The sequence below is a fragment of the Pseudomonas sp. BCRC 81390 genome (genome assembly GCF_030341915.1).
Classification (GTDB): Bacteria; Pseudomonadota; Gammaproteobacteria; order Pseudomonadales; family Pseudomonadaceae; genus Aquipseudomonas.
The window spans coordinates 170563-188099 of record NZ_JATAAG010000066.1 but is presented as its reverse complement, the minus strand read 5'-3'; the positions used below and the strand labels follow the sequence as shown (position 1 = coordinate 188099).

The window sequence follows — 17537 nt, the reverse complement described above, 5'->3', positions numbered from 1 at the left end:
TGCAGTACCTGTGGGAGCGGGTTAATCCGCGAAGAGGCCGGAACTGGCAACGCGAGGCTTACTGGATCTGCTCCGGCGTCACGATCACCCAGTTCTTGTCCGCTGTCACTGACAAGCCTTCCTTGGCCTGAGCCGCCGCATTCTTGGCAATCATCCCGTTGATCTGGTCCATGTACTTGGCCTTGCGGTTGATCCACAGGTGGATGCCGCCCTTGTCCACATCCACGCCATGGAATTGCATGTAGCCGTCGCTGGTTGGCGTATCACCGCCCACCAGTACCGGCTTCTTCCACTCATCGATATAAGTCAGGATGGCCGCGTGCTTGCCGGCCATCCAGGTGGCCGGAGTCCACAGGTATGGCGTCAGCTCCAGCCCGACGTTGGCCTTGGCATCGTAGTGCCCGGCAGTGATCTGCTTGCGGGCCGTGGTCAGTTGGCCGCTGGCCCGGTCCTTCAGCAGCAGGCTCACACCAATTACATTCTCTGGTTTCACGTTGTAGCCATACTTGGGGTCGGACGCGACCATCCGTACCAGCTCCTCGGAGGCGGCGGAAATCACGTAGACCTCGATACCGTTCTCCATCAGCTTGTTGTACAGCTCAGTCTGGCCCTTGAAGACCTTGGGCGGCTGCACCTCGATGCTCTTGACCTGATCACCTTCGTAATAAGTGCTGGGGATCGGCTTGCCAGAGGCCATCATTTCATCCACCTGCACCTTCAGCTCTTGCAGGGTGAAGCCCGAGAACACCTGGGCTACCCATGGGTAGCAGACCATGTCGTCGACTTCGCACAGCCGGTAGTAATAACTGAACAGACTTTCCTTGTGGTCGGCAGTGTCCTTGAATGGCATCAGCTTCAACGAGGGGTCGAGCTTGTCGCGGGTCAGCAGGCCTTTGTTCTCCATGAATGGCAGCAAGGCCTCTTCGAGGTCGTAACGGTAGCTGGTGTTGTCCATGTCGAACACCGCGTAGTTACCCTTGTTGGCATTGGCGGCGATCAGGGTGTCGAGCTGCTTGGCGGCCTCGGCCGGCCAGTGCTTGAGCTCGGTGGCGAAGGTTTCGATACTGAACAGCAGGGACAGGGCGGCAGCGACAGCTTTCGGAGCAGATTTCATCTACGAATCTCCTGAAATGACCCGGAAACGCTAGTGCAACAACCGCCGTCGACGGCCTTTCATAACGACCCTCATGCAGCTGCAAGCGCCGCGTTCATTGCCATCCGCGACAGCCCGTTATTCCATAAACGACTATGCACATTCCATATGCGTATAAATTCGTTTGTTTTCAGGCTGTTAGCATTTCCGTTCACAATCGCTCACAGAGGCGATGCCTCTTTTGCCATTTTCCGCTGGAGCTTCAATGAATCTGCCGTTGTCCCTTAATCTGCTGGCGCTCCTGGCCTTGTTGCTGGGCCTGGCGCAAACCCGCCGCACCCACTGGAGCCTGGCCAGGAAAGTCCTGCTGGGCCTGGTGCTGGGCGTGGTTTTCGGGCTGGGCCTGCACACGCTGTATGGCGCAGGCCACCCAGTGCTCAAGGCCACCATCGGCTGGCTTGACCTGGTCGGCAACGGCTATGTCGGCCTGTTGCAGATGATCGTCATGCCGCTGATCTTCGCCTCGATCCTCAGCGCCGTGGCGCGCCTGCACAATGCCTCGTCGCTGGGCCGCATCAGCGTGCTGAGCATTGGCACCCTGCTGCTGACTACTGCCATCGCGGCATTGATCGGCATCGTCCTGACCAACCTGTTCGGCCTCAGCGCCGAAGGCCTGGTGGCTGGCGCCCAGGAAAGCGCACGCATGCAGGTCATCCACAGTGACTATGCCGGCAAGGTCGCGGACCTCAACATCCCGCAGCTGCTGCTGTCGTTCATCCCCAGCAACCCGGTGGGTGACCTGGCCCGAGCGAAACCGACCTCGATCATCAGCGTGGTGGTCTTTGCCGTATTCCTCGGTCTGGCCGCGTTGCAACTGATCAAGGACGATGCCGAGAAAGGCCAGCGCGTGCTGTTGGCCGTCGACACCCTGCAGGCCTGGGTGATGCGCCTGGTGCGGGTGGTGATGAAGCTGACCCCGTATGGCGTGCTGGCGTTGATGGCCAAGGTAGTGGCCAGCTCGAACCTGCAAGACATCCTCAAGCTGGGCAGCTTCGTGGTGGTGTCGTACCTCGGCCTGGGGCTGATGTTCGTGGTGCACGGCGTTATCCTCACCGTCACCGGGGTGAACCCGCTGCGTTTCCTGCGCAAGGTGTGGCCGGTGTTGACGTTCGCCTTCACCAGCCGCTCCAGCGCCGCCAGCATTCCGCTGAACATCGAAGCGCAAACCCGCCGCCTGGGTGTGCCGCAGTCGATTGCCAGCTTCAGCGCCTCGTTCGGCACCACCATCGGGCAGAACGGCTGTGCCGGGCTCTACCCCGCCATGTTGGCAGTGATGGTGGCGCCGGCGGTGGGCATCGATACCTTCGACCCGCTGTGGATCGCCACCCTGGTGGCCATCGTTACCCTGAGTTCGGCAGGGGTGGCCGGCGTAGGTGGCGGTGCCACGTTCGCCGCGCTGATCGTGCTACCGGCCATGGGTCTGCCGGTAGAACTGGTGGCGTTGCTGATTTCGGTAGAACCGCTGATCGACATGGGCCGTACGGCGCTGAACGTGAACGGTTCGATGACGGCGGGCGTGGTGACCAGTCAACTGCTGAAAGAGACCGACAAGGCTGTGCTGGCCGGCGATGAGCATGCCGAGCTGAGCCATACCTGACAGATCGACGGGGCTGCTCTGCAGCCCCGGCAATCTCAACCCTTGTCCCAAATCTCGAAGTGATACGCAGGCTTACCTTGCTCAGCCTGCGCCTCGCTCGACACCAGCTTCCACTGCCCCGGATCGAACTCCGGGAACCACGCATCCCCTTCCGGCGACAACTCGACCCGGGTCAGGTACATGCGACTGGCCAGCCCTTTCTCCAGCGCCTGCGCATACAGCTGCGCCCCGCCGATCAGCATCAGCTCATCGACGCCGTGCTCACGCGCCCACTGCTCGGCCCGCACCAGCGCCTCTTCCAGCGAGCCAAACACCTCGGCCCCCGCCAGTTCCAGGCCTGTCTGCCGGCTGACGACGATGTTCAACCGCCCAGGCAGCGGCCTGCCCAGCGAATCCCAGGTCTTGCGCCCCATGATGATCGGCTTGCCCAGGGTAGTGGCCTTGAAGTACTTGAAATCCCCCGGCAAATGCCAGGGCATGGAATTGTCGATGCCGATCACGCGGTTTTCGGCGTGCGCCGCGATCAGGCTGAGGGGGAGTGATGTATTCATGCCAGCGAGGATAGCACCGGGCGTGTGGGTTATGCTTCTGCCCTGACCTGTGCAATGGAAGACCTTGTGACTGCTCCAACCTCCCTGGACAAGCGCTGGCTCACCGAAGCGGTACGCCTGCGCGAGGAACATGCTGGCCCCCTGGAGGACCAGGAAGCCAATCGCCGTGCCCGCCAAGCGGGAGGTGACCTGGCGACCCGCGTTGAAACCCGTGCCCTGTTCCTGGCCGAACGCGACGGCATGAGCACCGCCCTGCGCCATTGGAAACAGGGCGCGCGCCTGGCGCTGCTGGCCTTGCTGATACTGGCCATGCTCAGCGGCGCGGGGCTGGCCCTGGCGGCCCTCGGTGATGGGCAACGCCCGGTGAATGTGTTCTGGGCATTGGGCAGCCTGCTCGGGCTTGACCTGCTGATGCTGCTGGGCTGGGCCATCGGCTTTGCCGCCAGCGGCGAATATGGCGCCGGGCTGGGCCGCCTGTGGCTGTGGCTGAGCGAACGCTTTGCCCGCGACGCCAAGGCCGCGCACCTGGCGCCAGCCCTACTGGTGCTGCTGCAGCGCAAGCGCCTCAGCCGCTGGTTGCTCGGCCTGCTGGTGCACGGGCTGTGGCTGCTGGCGATGATCAGCGCGCTGGGCATGCTGTTGGCCTTGCTGGCCACTCGACGCTATGGCTTTGTCTGGGAAACCACCCTGCTCGCTGCCGACCCGTTCATCCACCTGACCCAGGCCCTGGGCGCTCTGCCCTCGCTGCTGGGCTTCGCCGTGCCCGACGAAACCATGATTCGCGCCAGCGGCGGCAGCCTGCCGGCCCTGGACCCGGCCCGCCAGGCCTGGGCCAGCTGGCTGCTCGGCGTGGTGCTGGTTTATGGCCTGCTGCCGCGTCTGCTGCTGGCCGGGTTGTGCCTGTGGCGCTGGCGCCAAGGCCGTGAACGCCTGGCGCTGGACCTCAGCCTGCCCGGCTACGCGCAGCTGCGTGATGCGCTGATGCCACGCAGCGAACGCATCGGCGTACAGGACGCCGCGCCCGACGCCTTGCCGACGTTCACCGCCGGCCAGCTGGAAAGCGGCAGCAGCGGCGCGCTGCTGGTCGGCCTGGAACTGGATGATCAGCGCCCCTGGCCACCGGCCTTGCCGAAAGGCGTAACCGATGCCGGTGTGCTCGACAGCCGTGAATCGCGTAACCGGCTGCTGGAGCAGCTGAGCCGCTTCCCCCCGGCACGCCTGGCCATTGCCTGCGATCCACGCCGCTCGCCCGACCGTGGCAGCCTGGCGTTGCTCGCCGAACTGGCGCGCAATGCCGGCGCAACCCGCATCTGGCTGTTACAGGCCGCGCCGGGCGAGGCGCTCGACGCCCAGCGCCTGGGTGACTGGCACGAAGCCCTCGACCGGCTTGGCTTGGCACATGCCGATACCTCGCCACTGACCTGGCTGGAGCATGGCCATGACTGAGCCACTGAAACTGGCCGTGGTCGGCCACACCAACGTCGGCAAGACCTCGCTGCTGCGCACCCTGACCCGCGACGTCGGCTTCGGCGAGGTATCCCACCGCCCCAGCACCACCCGCCATGTGGAAGGGGCGCGACTGTCGGTGGACGGTGAACCCTTGCTGGAACTGTACGACACTCCGGGCCTGGAAGACGCCATCGCCCTGCTCGACTACCTCGAACGCCTGGACCGCCCCGGCGAGCGCCTGGACGGCCCGGCCCGTCTGCAGCGTTTTCTGCAGGGCAGCGAAGCGCGCCAGCGTTTCGAACAGGAGGCCAAGGTGCTGCGCCAGCTGCTGGCCAGCAATGCCGGCCTGTATGTGATCGATGCCCGCGAACCGGTACTGGCCAAGTACCGCGACGAGCTGGAGGTATTGGCCAGCTGCGGCAAGCCGCTGCTACCTGTACTCAACTTCGTCGCCAGCCACTCGCATCGCGAAGCGCAATGGCGTGAAGCCCTTGCCCGCCTTGGCCTTCACGCATTGGTGCGGTTCGACAGCGTGGCCCCGCCAGAGGATGGCGAGCGGCGGTTGTACGAAAGCATGGCGCTGCTGCTGGAAAACGCCCGCCCGGCCCTGCAGCGGCTGATCGACGACCAGCAGGCGCAGCGCCTGGCTCGCCGGCACAGCGGCAAGCGCCTGATTGCCGAACTGCTGCTGGACTGCGCCGCCTGCCGACGCAGTGTCGAGGCCGAGCCGGCTGCCGAAGCCCAGGCCATCGAGGCGCTACGCCAAGAGGTGCGCCAGCGCGAACAGCGCTGTGTCGAAGCGTTGCTCAAACTGTATGCCTTCCGCCGCGAGGATGCCCATGCCAGCGACCTGCCGCTGCTGGATGGCCGCTGGGGTGACGACCTGTTCAATCCGGAGACCCTGAAACTGCTCGGCGTGCGCCTGGGCAGCGGTGTGGCGGCCGGTGCTGCGGCCGGTGCCGGGGTCGACTTGCTGGTAGGTGGCCTGACCCTGGGCGCGGCGGCACTCGCCGGGGCGATTGCCGGAGGCGCGCTGCAGACCGCTCGCAACTATGGGTCGCGCCTGATGGGCAAGTTGAAAGGCAAGCGTGAGTTGACCGTGGACGATACCGTGTTGCGCCTGCTGGCCCTGCGTCAGCAGCAGTTGATGGTGGCGCTGGACAACCGTGGGCATGCGGCGCAGGACAGCATCAGGCTGGGCGAACTGGATGAAAAGACCTGGCGCGAGGGCAAGTTGCCGGAAGCCTTGATGAAGGCGCGGGCGCATCCGCAGTGGTCCACCCTGAACCCTGGGGCGAAGCTGGACCAGGCGGAGCGGCAGGAGCAACTGGAGGCGCTGGTTTCACAGATCTGAGCCAGCAGGTCTGGCCTTTTCGCGGGCAAGCCCGCTCCCACAGGTACGGCGCAAGCTTGATGCCTGTGCGATCCCTGTGGGAGCGGGCGGGCCCGTGAAGAGGCCGAGGGCAGCTTACTGCTGGGCCACTTTCTCCGACTTGCCGTCATAGCGCTTGCGCCACTCGGCCAGGATCTGGTCGCGGTTCTGCGAAGCCCAGGCAAAGTCGTTCTTGATCAACCGCTGTTCATAATCCGCCGGCAATTCGGTCTGTGGCTTGGCGATACCCGGCGCAGCCAGCACGGCAAAGTTCTCCTTGTACAGCTCCATGGCCGCCGGGCTGGCCGAGAAATCAGCCAGGCGCCTGGCCGCATCCGCCTTGGGCGAACCCTTGATCAATGCGGTCGCTTCGATCTCCCAGCCCAGGCCTTCCTTCGGCAGCACGATGTCCAGCGGTGCGCCCTGGCGCTTCAGCTGCACGGCCGGATACTCGAACGAGATACCGATCGGGAACTCGCCCGCCGCCGCCAGCTTGCACGGCTTGGACCCGGAGTGAACGTACTGACCGATGTTCTGGTGCAAGGCGTCCATGTAGGCCCAGCCCTGCGGCTCGCCAAAGGTCTGCAACCAGGCACTGACATCCAGGAAGCCGGTGCCGGACGAGGCCGGGTTGGGCATGACGATCTTGCCCTTGTACTCGGGCTTGGTCAGGTCCTGCCAGCTGACCGGCTTGCTCAGGCCCTGTTTCTCGGCCTCGATGGTATTGAAGCAAAGAGTGGCGGCCCACACGTCCATGCCGACCCAGGCTGGCGGGTTGGCAGCATCGCGATAGTTGTTGTTGATCTTGTCCAGGTCCTTGGGTGCATAGGCTTCGAGCATGCCGTTGTGGTCGAGGATGGCCAGGCTCGATGCCGCCAGTCCCCATACGGCGTCAGCTTGCGGGCGATCTTTCTCGGCCAGCAACTTGGCGGTGATGATGCCGGTGGAGTCACGGACCCACTTGATCTCGATGTCCGGGTTGGCCTTCTCGAACGCCTGCTTGTAGGTCTTCAGCTGTTCGGCTTCCAGCGCGGTGTAGACCGTCAACTGGGTCGCCGCGGCCGAAGCCTGCAGGCTGAACGCGGCGGAGACAGCAGCGGCAAGTGCAAGGTGCTTGTGCATGGGTAGGTTCCTTACAGGTCAGACGGTCGCGGCGCATTGGCGCCAGGCTTGGGAGCGGCGCAGCAGGCCGCGTGAGGCTGCAGCCAGCAACAGTGAAGCGCCGGCACTGGTCAGCAGGATCAGGGTGGACATGGCGGCAGCACCGCCGACGTTGCCAGCGTCGTCCATGTTCAGCACGGCGACGGCAGCCAGGATGGTGTCGGGGCTGTACAGGAAGATCGCCGCCGAAACCGTGGTCATCGCCGAGACGAACAGGTAGCGGATGATGTCCAGCAGCGCCGGCAGGCAGATCGGCACGGTCACCCGCCAGAAGTGCCGGTACAGCGGGGCCTTCAGCGACAGCGCGGCGGCCTCGAACTCGCCGTCGAGCTGGCGCAGGGCGGTGGCCGCGGTCATTTGCGCGGTGGTCAGGTAATGGGCAATGGTGCACACCACCAACAGCCCCATGCCGCCATAGAACACGTGCAGGGGGTTGCCGTTCAGGTTGAAGAAGAACACGTAGCCCAGGCCCAGGACCAGGCCCGGCACAGCCATGGGGATGAAACTGAGCAAGCGCAGCGCCTGGTTGAGCGGGCGTTGTCCTTGGGTCTTCTCCATCAGGTAGGCACCGGTGAAGATCGCGATACTGCCAATCAGCGCAGTAGCGGTGGCCATGGTCACGCTGTTGCGGTAGGCCAGCCAGCCGCCCCCGGCGGTGTCCTCGAACAGGTAGTGACGCAGCGACAACGACAGATTGTAAGGCCAGAAGGTAACCAGCGACGAATACACCGCCATGCCGATCACCAGCAGCAACGCCGCGCACACCAGCAGCACGATGGCCAGGAAGCAGGCATCGCGGCTGCGCGACGGCTTGGGCACGAACACCAGGGCGCGGCCACTCATGGCCTCGCCCTGGCGTCGGCGCAGCCAGGCGTCGACGGAAAAGCTCAAGAGCGCCGGCACCAGCAGCACCATGCCAATCAGCGCACCCCGGCCAAACTGTTGCTGGCCGACCACGGCCTTGTAGGCTTCCAGCGCCAGCACCTGATAATCGCCGCCGACCACGACAGGTACACCGAAGTCGGTGATGGTCAGGGTGAACACCAGGCAGAATGCGGCGAACACTGCCTGGCGCGTGGCCGGCCAGGTAATGCTGGTGAAGGCCCGCCACGGCCCGGCGCCCATGCTGGAGGCAGCGTCGAACAGACGCGCATCGGCCAGCGACAAGGCTGACAGCAGGATCATCAGCGCATGCGGGAAGGTGTAGATTGCCTCGCCCAGCACGATCCCCCAGAAGCCGTAGATGTTGTCGTCGAGCAAGCCGCGCAGCAGCCCCTGGTTGCCGAACAGGTAGACCAAGGCAATGGCTGGCAGCATCGATGGCGCCAGCAACGGCAGCAGGGAAATTCCCCGCCACAGGCCCTTGCCTGGAATCAATGTGCGTTGCAGGGCATAGGCGAACACATAGGCCAGTGGCACCACGAGGGCCGCGACGGTGAAGGCTACAGCCAGGCTGTTGCCCAACAACCAGTGAAAGTTGGCGCTGGTAAACAGCTCGCGCGCCGCCACCAGGCCGCCACCTTGGCCCGCTTCGGCGCTGAAGCCGCGCCAGAAGATCGCCAGCAGCGGCATCAGCACCGCCACCAGCAGCAGGATCAGCAGCAGACACTTGCCGCCGATGACGAACAACCGGTCACCCCGGGCGATACCAGCGTTGTCATTGGCTTGGGCCTGGTTCAATGGCAGGGACATGGGCGCGGCCATCTCAGGCAAACACCTGCAGGCGCTGCGGCGGCAGTGCCACCCAGATATCCTGCGAGGCCAGTCGTGGCATGGCCTCGGGGGCCAGTTCGGCCAGCAGCGCATGGCCTGGCAGGGCCTTGAGCTCGAAGCTCATGCGGCAGCGGTTGCCGAGAAAGGTGATCTCGCGGACCAACGCCGGGAACAGGTTGTCTTCGTGCACCGTCGGGTTGACCGTGATCGCCTCCGGGCGGCAGAACAGCCGGCCGCTGCTGGCCTGGGCCGAACCCGGCACCAGGCGCATGTTCATGCTACCGACCTGGGCATGGCTGTCGCCGCTGCGCTGGAACGGCAACCAGTTGCCCTGGCCAACGAATTCGGCGACGAACGGCGTGGCGGGCTTATCGTAGATTGCCTGCGGGGTGGCGTACTGCTCGACCTGGCCGTTGTTCATCACCGCAATGCGGTCGGCCATCAGCATGGCTTCGTCCTGGTTGTGGGTCACCATCAACGTGGTGATGCCCAGCTGGCGCTGCAGCTGGCGCAGTTCGCTGCACAGGTGCTCGCGCACCCGGGCATCCAGCGCCGACATTGGCTCGTCAAGCAGCAGCAGGGAGGGCGACGGTGCCAGCGCACGGGCCAGGGCCACCCGCTGCTGCTGGCCACCCGAGAGCTGGCCGGGGTACTTTTTCTCGCTACCGCCCAAGCCTACCAGCTCCAGCATTTCGGCCACCCGTTGACGTGCCTGGTCGCGGCCCCTGCCGGTGAGCCCGTAGGCAATGTTGGCTTCGACGGTCAGGTTGGGGAACAACGCATAGGACTGGAACAGGATGCCGTAGTCGCGGGCCTGCGGTGGCAGCCTGGAGACATGGCGCTCGCCGATGTACAGCGTGCCGCTGTCCTGGCGCTCCAACCCGGCGATGCAGCGCAACAGGGTGGTCTTGCCGCAGCCGGACGGGCCCAGCAGGCACACCAGCTCGCCGGCGGCGATGTCCAGCGAGACATCATTGAGCGCGGTGAAGGCACCGAAGCGCTTGTGGATGTTGCGCACTTTCATCTGTGCGCCAGGGGTGGTGGGGTTCATGGCAGGGCCTCAGCGAAGAGATGGGGGCCATGCTAGGAAGGCTGTGCGAAGGTTCTGTGGCTTTAGGGCAAAAGCCGGTGATAGTGGTATAGGCAGATTTTGTAGTGGCCTTCGCGGGCCTCTTCGCGGGTAAACCCGCTCCCACAGGGATCGCGCCGCATCTGAAGGCTGTGCAGTACCTGTGGGAGCGGGTTTACCCGCGAAGAAGCCAACACAAATCTAGAACTGTGAACCGGCCACTTCCTGCGCCACCCCAAGGAAGGCCGCCGGCAACCGGGCCTGGCGCCGCTCCTTCAGGCAATACAGGTACTCGTGCATCAGCGGCGCGTTTTCCAGCGCCAGCACCCGCAGCTCCGGGTTGTGCGGCACTTCGTGCCGGGCAATCACGCTGATGCCGATATTGCGCAACACCGCCTCGCGGATCGACTCACGGCTGCCAATTTCCAGCAACGTTCCGGCCGTTACCCCGGCTTCGCGCATCATCTGCTCGGTCAGCTTGCGCGTGGTCGAGCCCTTCTCGCGCAGCAGCAGGCAATGCCCGGCCAGCGCCTCGATCGACACCGCCTGGTGATGGGCCAGCGGATGGTTGCGGTGCACCGCAACCACCAACGGGTCGGTACCCAGCACGCGCCGCACCAGTCGCGCATCCTCCACCAGCTGCGACGAAGCAGCGATATCCACCCGGTACTCCTCGAGCATTTCCAGTACCTGCTGCGAGTTGCCGATTTCCACCGCCACATCCACCTGCGGCAGGCGCTCACGGTAGATCTTCACCAGGTCGAGAATGTAGTAAGGCGCCGTGGCGGCAATGCGCAAGCTGCCCTGAGCCTGGCCACTGTTGCGCAACTCGAACTCGATGTCGGCCTCCTGCTGCAGCAGCGCCTTGACCATCGGCAGCAGGCGCCCGCCCTCCTCGCTCAGCACCAGGCGCCGTCCGCCGCGGTAGAACAGCTCCACCGCGTACTGGCTTTCCAGGTTACGAATCTGCGTGGTTACCGTGGGCTGGCTGAGCCCGAGCTTCTTCGCCGCGAGGGTGATGCTGCCCAGGCGGGCCACCATGTAGAAGGCTTTGAGCTCCGAACTCAGCATGCATGTCCTCTATTTGCGCAACAGACGCAAGCCGTTGAATACCACCAGCAGGCTAACGCCCATGTCGGCAAACACCGCCATCCACATGGTGGCCATGCCGGCAAAGGTGATCGCCAGGAATATCGCCTTGATACCCAACGCCAGAACGATGTTCTGCATGAGGATCGCCGCACTTTGCCGCGACAGCCTGACGAAGGCCGGGATTTTCCGCAAGTCGTCGTCCATCAGCGCAACGTCGGCGGTTTCGATGGCGGTGTCGGTACCGGCCGCCGCCATGGCAAAACCGATCTCGGCGCGGGCCAGCGCCGGGGCGTCGTTGATGCCGTCGCCGACCATGCCCACCCGATGGCCCTGGGCGTACAGCGCTTCGATGCTCGTCAGCTTGTCGGCAGGCAGCAGGTTGCCTTCGGCGCGGTCGATCCCGACCACGGCAGCGATGGCCTGGGCGGTATGCGGGTTGTCACCGGTCAGCATCACGGTCTTGATGCCCAACTCATGCAGCTCGACGATGGCCTGGCGGCTGCTGTCCTTGACTGTATCGGCCACGGCGAACAAGGCCAGGGGGCCGGAGCGGTCGAGCAGCAGCACCACGCTCTTGCCCTGACGTTCCAGCGCATCCAGCTGGGCCTCCAGCTGCGGCGAGCACAGGCCCAGCTCCTCGACCATCCGGTGGTTGCCCAGGTGGTAGAGCTCACCCGCAATGCGGCCTCGCACACCTCGGCCGGCCAGGGCGGCGAAATCCTCGACCTCGGCCAGGGCCAGCCCTTGTTGCTTGCCGAACTGGGCAATAGCACGGGATACCGGGTGGTCCGAACGCTCGCCCAGGCTGGCGGCCAGGGCTTGGGCGCGGCCTTCGAACAGCGGCTCCAGCACCTTGGCGTCGGTCTGCACGGGCTTGCCATGGGTGATCGTGCCGGTCTTGTCCAGCGCCAGGAGGTCCAGATGGCGGCCGCCCTCCAGATACACGCCGCCCTTGATCAGGATACCTTTGCGCGCGGCGGCGGCCAGCCCGCTGACGATGGTTACCGGGGTCGAAATCACCAAGGCACATGGGCAGGCCACCACCAGCAGCACCAGGGCGCGATAGACCCAGTCGAACCAGGCGCCGGCCATGAACAGCGGCGGTATTACCGCCACGGCCAATGCAATGGCGAATACCACCGGCGTGTAGATGCGCGAGAAGCGGTCGACGAACCGCTGGGTAGGCGCCCGAGCACCTTGCGCTTCCTCGACCGCCTTGATGATCCGCGCCAGGGTCGATTGCCCGGCAGCTGCGGTAACGCGAAACTCCAGTGCGCCCGCCTGGTTGATGGTGCCGGCGAACAGTTTGTCCCCCACCGCCTTCTCCACGGGCAAGCTTTCGCCGGTGATCGGCGCCTGATCGACGCTGGATTGTCCGCTGGTCACTTCGCCGTCCAAGCCAATGCGCTCGCCGGGGCGCACCCGCACCAAGGCACCGATGGTCACCTCACGCACCTCCACTTCACGCCATTGGCCATCGGCCTGGCGCACGGTGGCCATGTCCGGGGCGAGCTGCATCAGGCCGCCGATGGCATTGCGCGCCCGGTCCAGCGAACGGGCTTCGATCAGTTCGGCGACGGTGAACAGCACCATCACCATGGCAGCTTCCGGCCACTGGCCGATCAGCACGGCGCCGGTCACGGCAATGCTCATCAGCGCGTTGATATTGAGGTTGCGGTTCTTGAGCGCGATCCAGCCCTTCTTGTAGGTACCCAGACCACAGCCAAGGATGGCTGCCAGCGCCAGTGCCGCCACGACCCATTCCGGGGCCAGCGCCGCAAAGTGCACAATTTCCGCGGCGAGCGCGGCGACGCCCGACAAAGCCAGCGGCCACCAGCGGGCCTTGGCCGATTGCGTCGCGCTGGCGCTGCCTTCATCTGCACTGCCAAGCGGCTCGGCTTTCATGCCCAGGCTGTCGATCGCCTGCTTGATCTCGGCAGTGCCGTTCAAGGTGTGACGCACGCCGAGTACGCGGTTTATGAGGTTGAATTCCAGCTGCTCGATGCCCGCCAGCTTGCCCAGCTTATCCTGGATCAGCGTCTGCTCGGTCGGGCAGTCCATGGCCTCGATGCGGAAGCGGCTGAGCTGGGCCTGGCTGCTGGCCTTTCCGCTCACCTGTACCTTGGCGGGCGCAACGGAGGCTTCACAGCAGCTGTGGGCGTGGTGGTGATGCTTGTGTTCGTGGCTGACAGGCTGGTTCATGGGTTCGTCCTTAATATGCGCCTGTTGCCAAGTGAACACCCTGTAGCCACTATAGGGTCAAGCCACTTGCTGGAGATTTGTTGATGAAGATCGGAGAACTGGCCAAGGCCACTGATTGCGCCGTGGAAACCATCCGCTACTACGAACGCGAACAGCTGCTGCCGGAGCCGGCACGTACAGAAGGCAACTACCGGTTATACACCCAGGCTCACGTCGAGCGGCTGACCTTCATCCGCAACTGCCGCACCCTGGACATGACCCTTGACGAAATCCGCAGCCTGCTACGCCTGCGCGACAGCCCGGAGGGTTCTTGCGGCAGCGTCAATGCATTGATCGACGAGCATATCGAGCACGTGCAGGCGCGGATCGATGGCTTGGTGGCGTTGCAGGAGCAATTGGTGGAGCTGCGCCGACGCTGCAATGCACAGGGTGCGGAGTGTGCGATCTTGCAGCAGTTGGAGACGAACGGGGCGGTTTCGCTGCCTGACACCGAGCATTCCCATGTAGGGCGAAGCCATGGGCATTAAGCCAAAAGCTTCGCAGGTAAACCCGCTCCCACAGGTACTGCACCGGCCTGAGCTTTGTGCGGTCCCTGTGGGAGCGGGTTTACCCGCGAAGAGGCCGGTACAGCCAATAGAGATCTGTTACACCGCCATCGGCGCCGTCATCGGCGCATGGTGCTCATACCCTTCCAGCCAGAAATCACTCGGCTCGATTTTCTCCAGCCACTCCGGCTCGTACTTGCCTGTCTCGGCGAACGCCGGCACGCGGTCGCTGATCACCAGCTTCGGCGCTTCCAGCGGCTCGCGCTTGAGCTGCTCGTTGAGCATGTCCAGGTGGTTTTCATACACATGGGCATCGCCGATGAAGTAGGTGAACCAACGTGGGGTGTAGCCGGTCAGGCGGCCGAACAGCGACAGCAGCGCCGCGCCTTCGGTGAGGTTGAACGGGGTGCCCAGGCCCAGGTCGTTGGAGCGGATGTACAGGGTCAGGGAAATTTCCTTCGTCTCTACATTCGGGTGGAACTGGTACAGCAGGTGGCACGGCGGCAGCGCCATTTCGTCCAGCTGCGCGCAGTTCCAGCCGTGGAACAGGATGCGGCGGCTGCCCGGGTCGTTGGCGATAGTGTCCAGGCATTGACGCACCTGGTCGATGGCCTTGTACAGGATGACGAAGGCGACGCCGTCCTCCTCGTCCTGGGCGATGCGGCGGAAGCCTGCCTGCTCGGCCATCTCGATGGCCGCCGGGTTGCTCAGCGGGATGCGCTTGTAGCCCGGCCACTGGCGCCACTGCACGCCGTAGATCTCGCCCAAGTCGTCTTGGCCCTGGCGGAACGGGTTGGCCAGCCACTGGGCGTTTTCGTTGGCGTTCTGGTCCCAGACCTTGCAGCCGAGCTCGCGGAATTCGCCGGCGTTCTTCACACCGCGCAGGAAACCGACCATTTCGCCGATCGCCGACTTGAACGCCAACTTGCGCGTGGTGATGGCCGGGAAGCCCTTCTGCAAGTCGAAACGCAGCATGGCGCCCGGCAGGCTGATAGTGCGGATGCCGGTGCGGTTGCCCTGCAGCGTGCCGTTTTCGATGACGTCGCGGACCAGGTCCAGATACTGTTTCATGGCTTACCTGTAGCAAGAACGGCAGGGGGATCGCCCCTGCCGCGGGATTAATCAGGCGGGTTTCGCCGTGGGCTTGCGATTATAAGCCCACCAGATCAGGCCGAGGCCAGCCAGGATCATCGGTACGCAGAGAATCTGACCCATGGTCAGCCAACCCCAGGCCAGGTAGCCGAGCTGGGCATCCGGTACGCGGACGAATTCGACAATGAAGCGGAAGATGCCATAGAAAAGCGCGAACATACCCGACACCGCCATGGTTGGCCGCGGCTTGCGCGAGAACAGCCAGAGGATGACGAACAGCGCCACGCCCTCGAGGGCGAACTGGTACAGCTGCGACGGGTGACGTGGCAACTGCGCCGGGTCGCTGAACGGCGGGAAGATCATCGCCCATGGCACATCGGTCGGCTTGCCCCACAGCTCGGCGTTGATGAAGTTGCCGATGCGCCCGGCGCCCAGGCCGATCGGCACCAGCGGGGCGACGAAGTCCATCAGCTCGAAGAACGACTTGTTGTTGCGCTTGCCGAACCACAAGGCCGCCAGCATCACGCCGATGAAGCCGCCGTGGAACGACATGCCGCCTTTCCAGACCTCGAAGATCAGCGTCGGGTTGGCCAGGTAGGCGTGCAGGTCGTAGAACAGCACATAGCCCAGCCGGCCACCGACGATCACCCCCATCGACAGCCAGAACACCAGGTCTGAGAGCTTTTCGCGCGTCCAGGTGGGGTCGAAGCGGTTCAGCCGGCGCGAGGCGAGCAGCCAGGCCCCCCCTATGCCGACCAGGTACATCAGGCCATACCAATGGATTTTCAGCGGCCCGATGGCTACGGCCACGGGATCTATCTGCGGGTAAGGCAGCATGGAACTTCCTCTCGGTTCAAATCAGAAAGCTGAGCCCGACGCAGAACAGCAAGGCTGCGAACAGGCGCTTCAACAAACGTGGCGACAACTTGTGCGCCAGGCGCGCGCCGAAGCGGGCGAAAAACATGCTGGTCACGGCAATGCCGACCAGCGCCGGCAGGTACACGTAACCCAGGCTATGGGCCGGCAGGTGCGCCTCGTTCCAGCCCAGCAGCATGAAACTCAGGGCACTGGCCACGGCAATCGGCAGGCCGCAGGCCGAGGACGTGGCCACTGCCTGCTGCATGGGCAGGCTGCGCCAGGTCAGGAACGGCACGGTCAGCGAACCACCGCCGATGCCGAAAATGGCCGAAGCCCAGCCGATCACCCCGCCGGCACCGACAAGCGCAGGTTTGCCGGGGATGCCACGGCTGGCCTTGGGCTTGAGGTCGAGCGCCATCTGCGCGGCAATGACCAGGGCGAACACACCAATGATCTTTTGCAGCAGCGGCCCCTGGATCAGCGAGGCGGTCTTGGCGCCGACACCGGCGCCGATGAGGATGCCCAGGGTCATCCAGGCGAAGATTGGCCACTGCACCGCACCTTTGCGGTGGTGTTCGAGCACGGCGTTGATCGAGGTGAAGACGATGGTTGCCAGCGATGTGCCGACCGCCAGGTGAGTCAGCACCGACGCATCAAACCCCTGCAAGGTGAAGCTGAACACCAGCACCGGCACGATGATGATGCCACCACCCACACCGAACAACCCGGCCAGCACACCGGCACAGGCGCCCAACACCAGATAGAGCACGAATTCCATTCGTCTTCCCCGAAAAATCAATCCGGCATGGTAACGGAAGCCGGGCTCGGCGCTCTAGTGAAGTCTGTGTCAGGATGGATCAGTCCCGCCGCTGTGAGTACAGTGGCAAAAACACACAGAGGCTCGAACGATGTGCCTGATCGTATTCGCCTGGCGACCAGGGCATGCCCTGCCATTGGTCGTGGCGGCCAACCGCGACGAGTTCTATGCTCGCCCTACCCAGGCCCTGGCAGCCTGGGAAGACGCACCGGGGGTATATGCCGGGCGTGATCTGGAAGCCGGCGGAACCTGGTTGGGGGTGGGGCCGCAAGGGCGTTTCGCGGCGCTGACCAACATCCGCGACCCACGGCAACCGTTGGGTCCACGTTCACGCGGCGAACTGGTAGCCGCCTACTTGCAGGGTGAGCTGGAGGTCGAGGCCTACCTGGATCAGGTGGCCAGCCGTAGCGATCAGTATTCGGGGTTCAACCTGTTGGTCGGCGATGGCCGACAGCTTGGCTACCTGCATGCGCGAGATGCCGCACCGCGCTTGCTTGAGGCCGGGGTGTACGGGATATCCAACGCCGGGCTGGATACGCCGTGGCCGAAGCTGCTGAAGGCGCGTAGCGGGCTGCAGCGGTTGCTGGAGACGGCAGACCCGCAGCGGTTGCTGGCCTTGCTGGCCGATGCCGAACCTGCGCCGGAGGGCGAGTTGCCGGAGACCGGGGTGGGATTGGCGACCGAGAAACTGCTGTCGAGCGTGTTCATTGCCAGCCAGAACTATGGCACGCGGGCGAGTACGGTGCTTATTGTGGATGATCAAGGCAGAAGACGACTGGTTGAGCGCAGTTTCGGCCCATTTGGCGGCCATTTGGGGGAAGTTGAGCTTTCGGTCTGATCACTGTGCTGGTCTTCTCGCGGGGCTT

Annotated in this window: 15 protein-coding genes; 5 read left to right on the top strand and 10 right to left on the bottom strand. The window is 64.4% G+C overall.

Features of this window, described 5'->3' with window-relative positions; genetic code table 11:
• Positions 1-58: 58 nt before the first annotated feature.
• Positions 59-1114, bottom strand: coding sequence for an HAD family hydrolase (locus QSV36_RS17520; protein ID WP_289133528.1), 1056 nt, complete (start codon positions 1112-1114; stop codon positions 59-61).
• A 244-nt stretch (positions 1115-1358) separates the two neighbouring features.
• Between QSV36_RS17520 and QSV36_RS17515 the strand changes: the two genes are divergently transcribed.
• The gene (locus QSV36_RS17515) at positions 1359-2750 is read left to right on the top strand and encodes an L-cystine transporter (protein ID WP_289133527.1); all 1392 of its coding nucleotides are present in this window, start codon (positions 1359-1361) and stop codon (positions 2748-2750) included.
• A 35-nt stretch (positions 2751-2785) separates the two neighbouring features.
• On the opposite strand, the gene QSV36_RS17510 is transcribed toward QSV36_RS17515, so the two are convergent.
• Positions 2786-3301, bottom strand: coding sequence for a dihydrofolate reductase (locus QSV36_RS17510; RefSeq protein ID WP_289133526.1), 516 nt, complete (start codon positions 3299-3301; stop codon positions 2786-2788).
• A gap of 54 nt (positions 3302-3355) precedes the next feature.
• On the opposite strand from QSV36_RS17510, the gene QSV36_RS17505 reads away from it, so the two are divergent.
• Complete coding sequence (locus QSV36_RS17505) at positions 3356-4747, top strand: DUF2868 domain-containing protein (protein ID WP_289133525.1); 1392 nt, start codon at positions 3356-3358, stop codon at positions 4745-4747.
• Positions 4740-6104 (top strand): GTPase/DUF3482 domain-containing protein, encoded by a 1365-nt coding sequence (locus QSV36_RS17500; protein WP_289133524.1) that lies wholly within the window; start codon positions 4740-4742, stop codon positions 6102-6104. Before QSV36_RS17505 ends, QSV36_RS17500 begins: the two co-directional genes overlap by 8 nt.
• Positions 6105-6218: 114 nt before the next feature.
• Here the strand turns inward: QSV36_RS17500 and QSV36_RS17495 are convergent, their stop codons facing one another.
• From QSV36_RS17495 to QSV36_RS17475, 5 genes are all read right to left on the bottom strand, one after another.
• Positions 6219-7244, bottom strand: a complete 1026-nt coding sequence (locus QSV36_RS17495; RefSeq protein ID WP_289133523.1) for a putative 2-aminoethylphosphonate ABC transporter substrate-binding protein — start codon at positions 7242-7244, stop codon at positions 6219-6221.
• Positions 7245-7262: 18 nt separating this feature from the next.
• A complete protein-coding gene (locus QSV36_RS17490) occupies positions 7263-8987 on the bottom strand; it encodes a putative 2-aminoethylphosphonate ABC transporter permease subunit (protein WP_289133522.1) in 1725 nt (574 codons plus the stop codon).
• 1 nt (position 8988) lies between these two features.
• Positions 8989-10047, bottom strand: coding sequence for a putative 2-aminoethylphosphonate ABC transporter ATP-binding protein (locus tag QSV36_RS17485; protein ID WP_289133521.1), 1059 nt, complete (start codon positions 10045-10047; stop codon positions 8989-8991).
• A gap of 219 nt (positions 10048-10266) precedes the next feature.
• Complete coding sequence (locus QSV36_RS17480; protein ID WP_289133520.1) at positions 10267-11136, bottom strand: LysR family transcriptional regulator; 870 nt, start codon at positions 11134-11136, stop codon at positions 10267-10269.
• A 9-nt stretch (positions 11137-11145) separates the two neighbouring features.
• Positions 11146-13359, bottom strand: a complete 2214-nt coding sequence (locus QSV36_RS17475; RefSeq protein ID WP_289133519.1) for a heavy metal translocating P-type ATPase — start codon at positions 13357-13359, stop codon at positions 11146-11148.
• An 83-nt stretch (positions 13360-13442) separates the two neighbouring features.
• Between QSV36_RS17475 and cadR the strand changes: the two genes are divergently transcribed.
• A complete protein-coding gene (gene cadR, locus QSV36_RS17470; RefSeq protein WP_289133518.1) occupies positions 13443-13886 on the top strand; it encodes a cadmium resistance transcriptional regulator CadR in 444 nt (147 codons plus the stop codon).
• A 117-nt stretch (positions 13887-14003) separates the two neighbouring features.
• On the opposite strand, the gene QSV36_RS17465 is transcribed toward cadR, so the two are convergent.
• Genes QSV36_RS17465 through QSV36_RS17455 form a run of 3 tightly spaced genes read right to left on the bottom strand, consistent with a single transcriptional unit; the run spans position 14004 to position 16632 of the window.
• Complete coding sequence (locus QSV36_RS17465; protein WP_186672094.1) at positions 14004-14975, bottom strand: thymidylate synthase; 972 nt, start codon at positions 14973-14975, stop codon at positions 14004-14006.
• A gap of 51 nt (positions 14976-15026) precedes the next feature.
• Positions 15027-15833 (bottom strand): prolipoprotein diacylglyceryl transferase, encoded by an 807-nt coding sequence (gene lgt / locus QSV36_RS17460; protein ID WP_170033507.1) that lies wholly within the window; start codon positions 15831-15833, stop codon positions 15027-15029.
• Positions 15834-15849: 16 nt separating this feature from the next.
• On the bottom strand, positions 15850-16632 hold the full coding sequence (locus QSV36_RS17455) for a sulfite exporter TauE/SafE family protein (RefSeq protein ID WP_225779641.1): 783 nt from the start codon (positions 16630-16632) through the stop codon (positions 15850-15852).
• Positions 16633-16762: 130 nt separating this feature from the next.
• Here QSV36_RS17455 and QSV36_RS17450 point away from each other — a divergent pair, with 130 nt between their 5' ends.
• Positions 16763-17509 carry an NRDE family protein gene (locus QSV36_RS17450; RefSeq protein ID WP_289133517.1) on the top strand — a complete coding sequence of 249 codons (747 nt, stop codon included), beginning with the start codon at positions 16763-16765 and terminating at the stop codon, positions 17507-17509.
• The last annotated feature ends 28 nt before the right edge of the window (positions 17510-17537 follow it).

What these genes read in the sequence shown, in the direction of transcription:
- QSV36_RS17520 (WP_289133528.1), bottom strand. Translation starts at nt 1,114, where the DNA reads ATGAAATCTGCTCCGAAAGCTGTCGCTGCCGCCCTGTCCCTGCTGTTC.
- QSV36_RS17515 (WP_289133527.1), top strand. Translation starts at nt 1,359, where the DNA reads ATGAATCTGCCGTTGTCCCTTAATCTGCTGGCGCTCCTGGCCTTGTTG.
- QSV36_RS17510 (WP_289133526.1), bottom strand. Translation starts at nt 3,301, where the DNA reads ATGAATACATCACTCCCCCTCAGCCTGATCGCGGCGCACGCCGAAAAC.
- QSV36_RS17505 (WP_289133525.1), top strand. Translation starts at nt 3,356, where the DNA reads ATGGAAGACCTTGTGACTGCTCCAACCTCCCTGGACAAGCGCTGGCTC.
- QSV36_RS17500 (WP_289133524.1), top strand. Translation starts at nt 4,740, where the DNA reads ATGACTGAGCCACTGAAACTGGCCGTGGTCGGCCACACCAACGTCGGC.
- QSV36_RS17495 (WP_289133523.1), bottom strand. Translation starts at nt 7,244, where the DNA reads ATGCACAAGCACCTTGCACTTGCCGCTGCTGTCTCCGCCGCGTTCAGC.
- QSV36_RS17490 (WP_289133522.1), bottom strand. Translation starts at nt 8,987, where the DNA reads ATGGCCGCGCCCATGTCCCTGCCATTGAACCAGGCCCAAGCCAATGAC.
- QSV36_RS17485 (WP_289133521.1), bottom strand. Translation starts at nt 10,047, where the DNA reads ATGAACCCCACCACCCCTGGCGCACAGATGAAAGTGCGCAACATCCAC.
- QSV36_RS17480 (WP_289133520.1), bottom strand. Translation starts at nt 11,136, where the DNA reads ATGCTGAGTTCGGAGCTCAAAGCCTTCTACATGGTGGCCCGCCTGGGC.
- QSV36_RS17475 (WP_289133519.1), bottom strand. Translation starts at nt 13,359, where the DNA reads ATGAACCAGCCTGTCAGCCACGAACACAAGCATCACCACCACGCCCAC.
- cadR (WP_289133518.1), top strand. Translation starts at nt 13,443, where the DNA reads ATGAAGATCGGAGAACTGGCCAAGGCCACTGATTGCGCCGTGGAAACC.
- QSV36_RS17465 (WP_186672094.1), bottom strand. Translation starts at nt 14,975, where the DNA reads ATGAAACAGTATCTGGACCTGGTCCGCGACGTCATCGAAAACGGCACG.
- lgt (WP_170033507.1), bottom strand. Translation starts at nt 15,833, where the DNA reads ATGCTGCCTTACCCGCAGATAGATCCCGTGGCCGTAGCCATCGGGCCG.
- QSV36_RS17455 (WP_225779641.1), bottom strand. Translation starts at nt 16,632, where the DNA reads ATGGAATTCGTGCTCTATCTGGTGTTGGGCGCCTGTGCCGGTGTGCTG.
- QSV36_RS17450 (WP_289133517.1), top strand. Translation starts at nt 16,763, where the DNA reads ATGTGCCTGATCGTATTCGCCTGGCGACCAGGGCATGCCCTGCCATTG.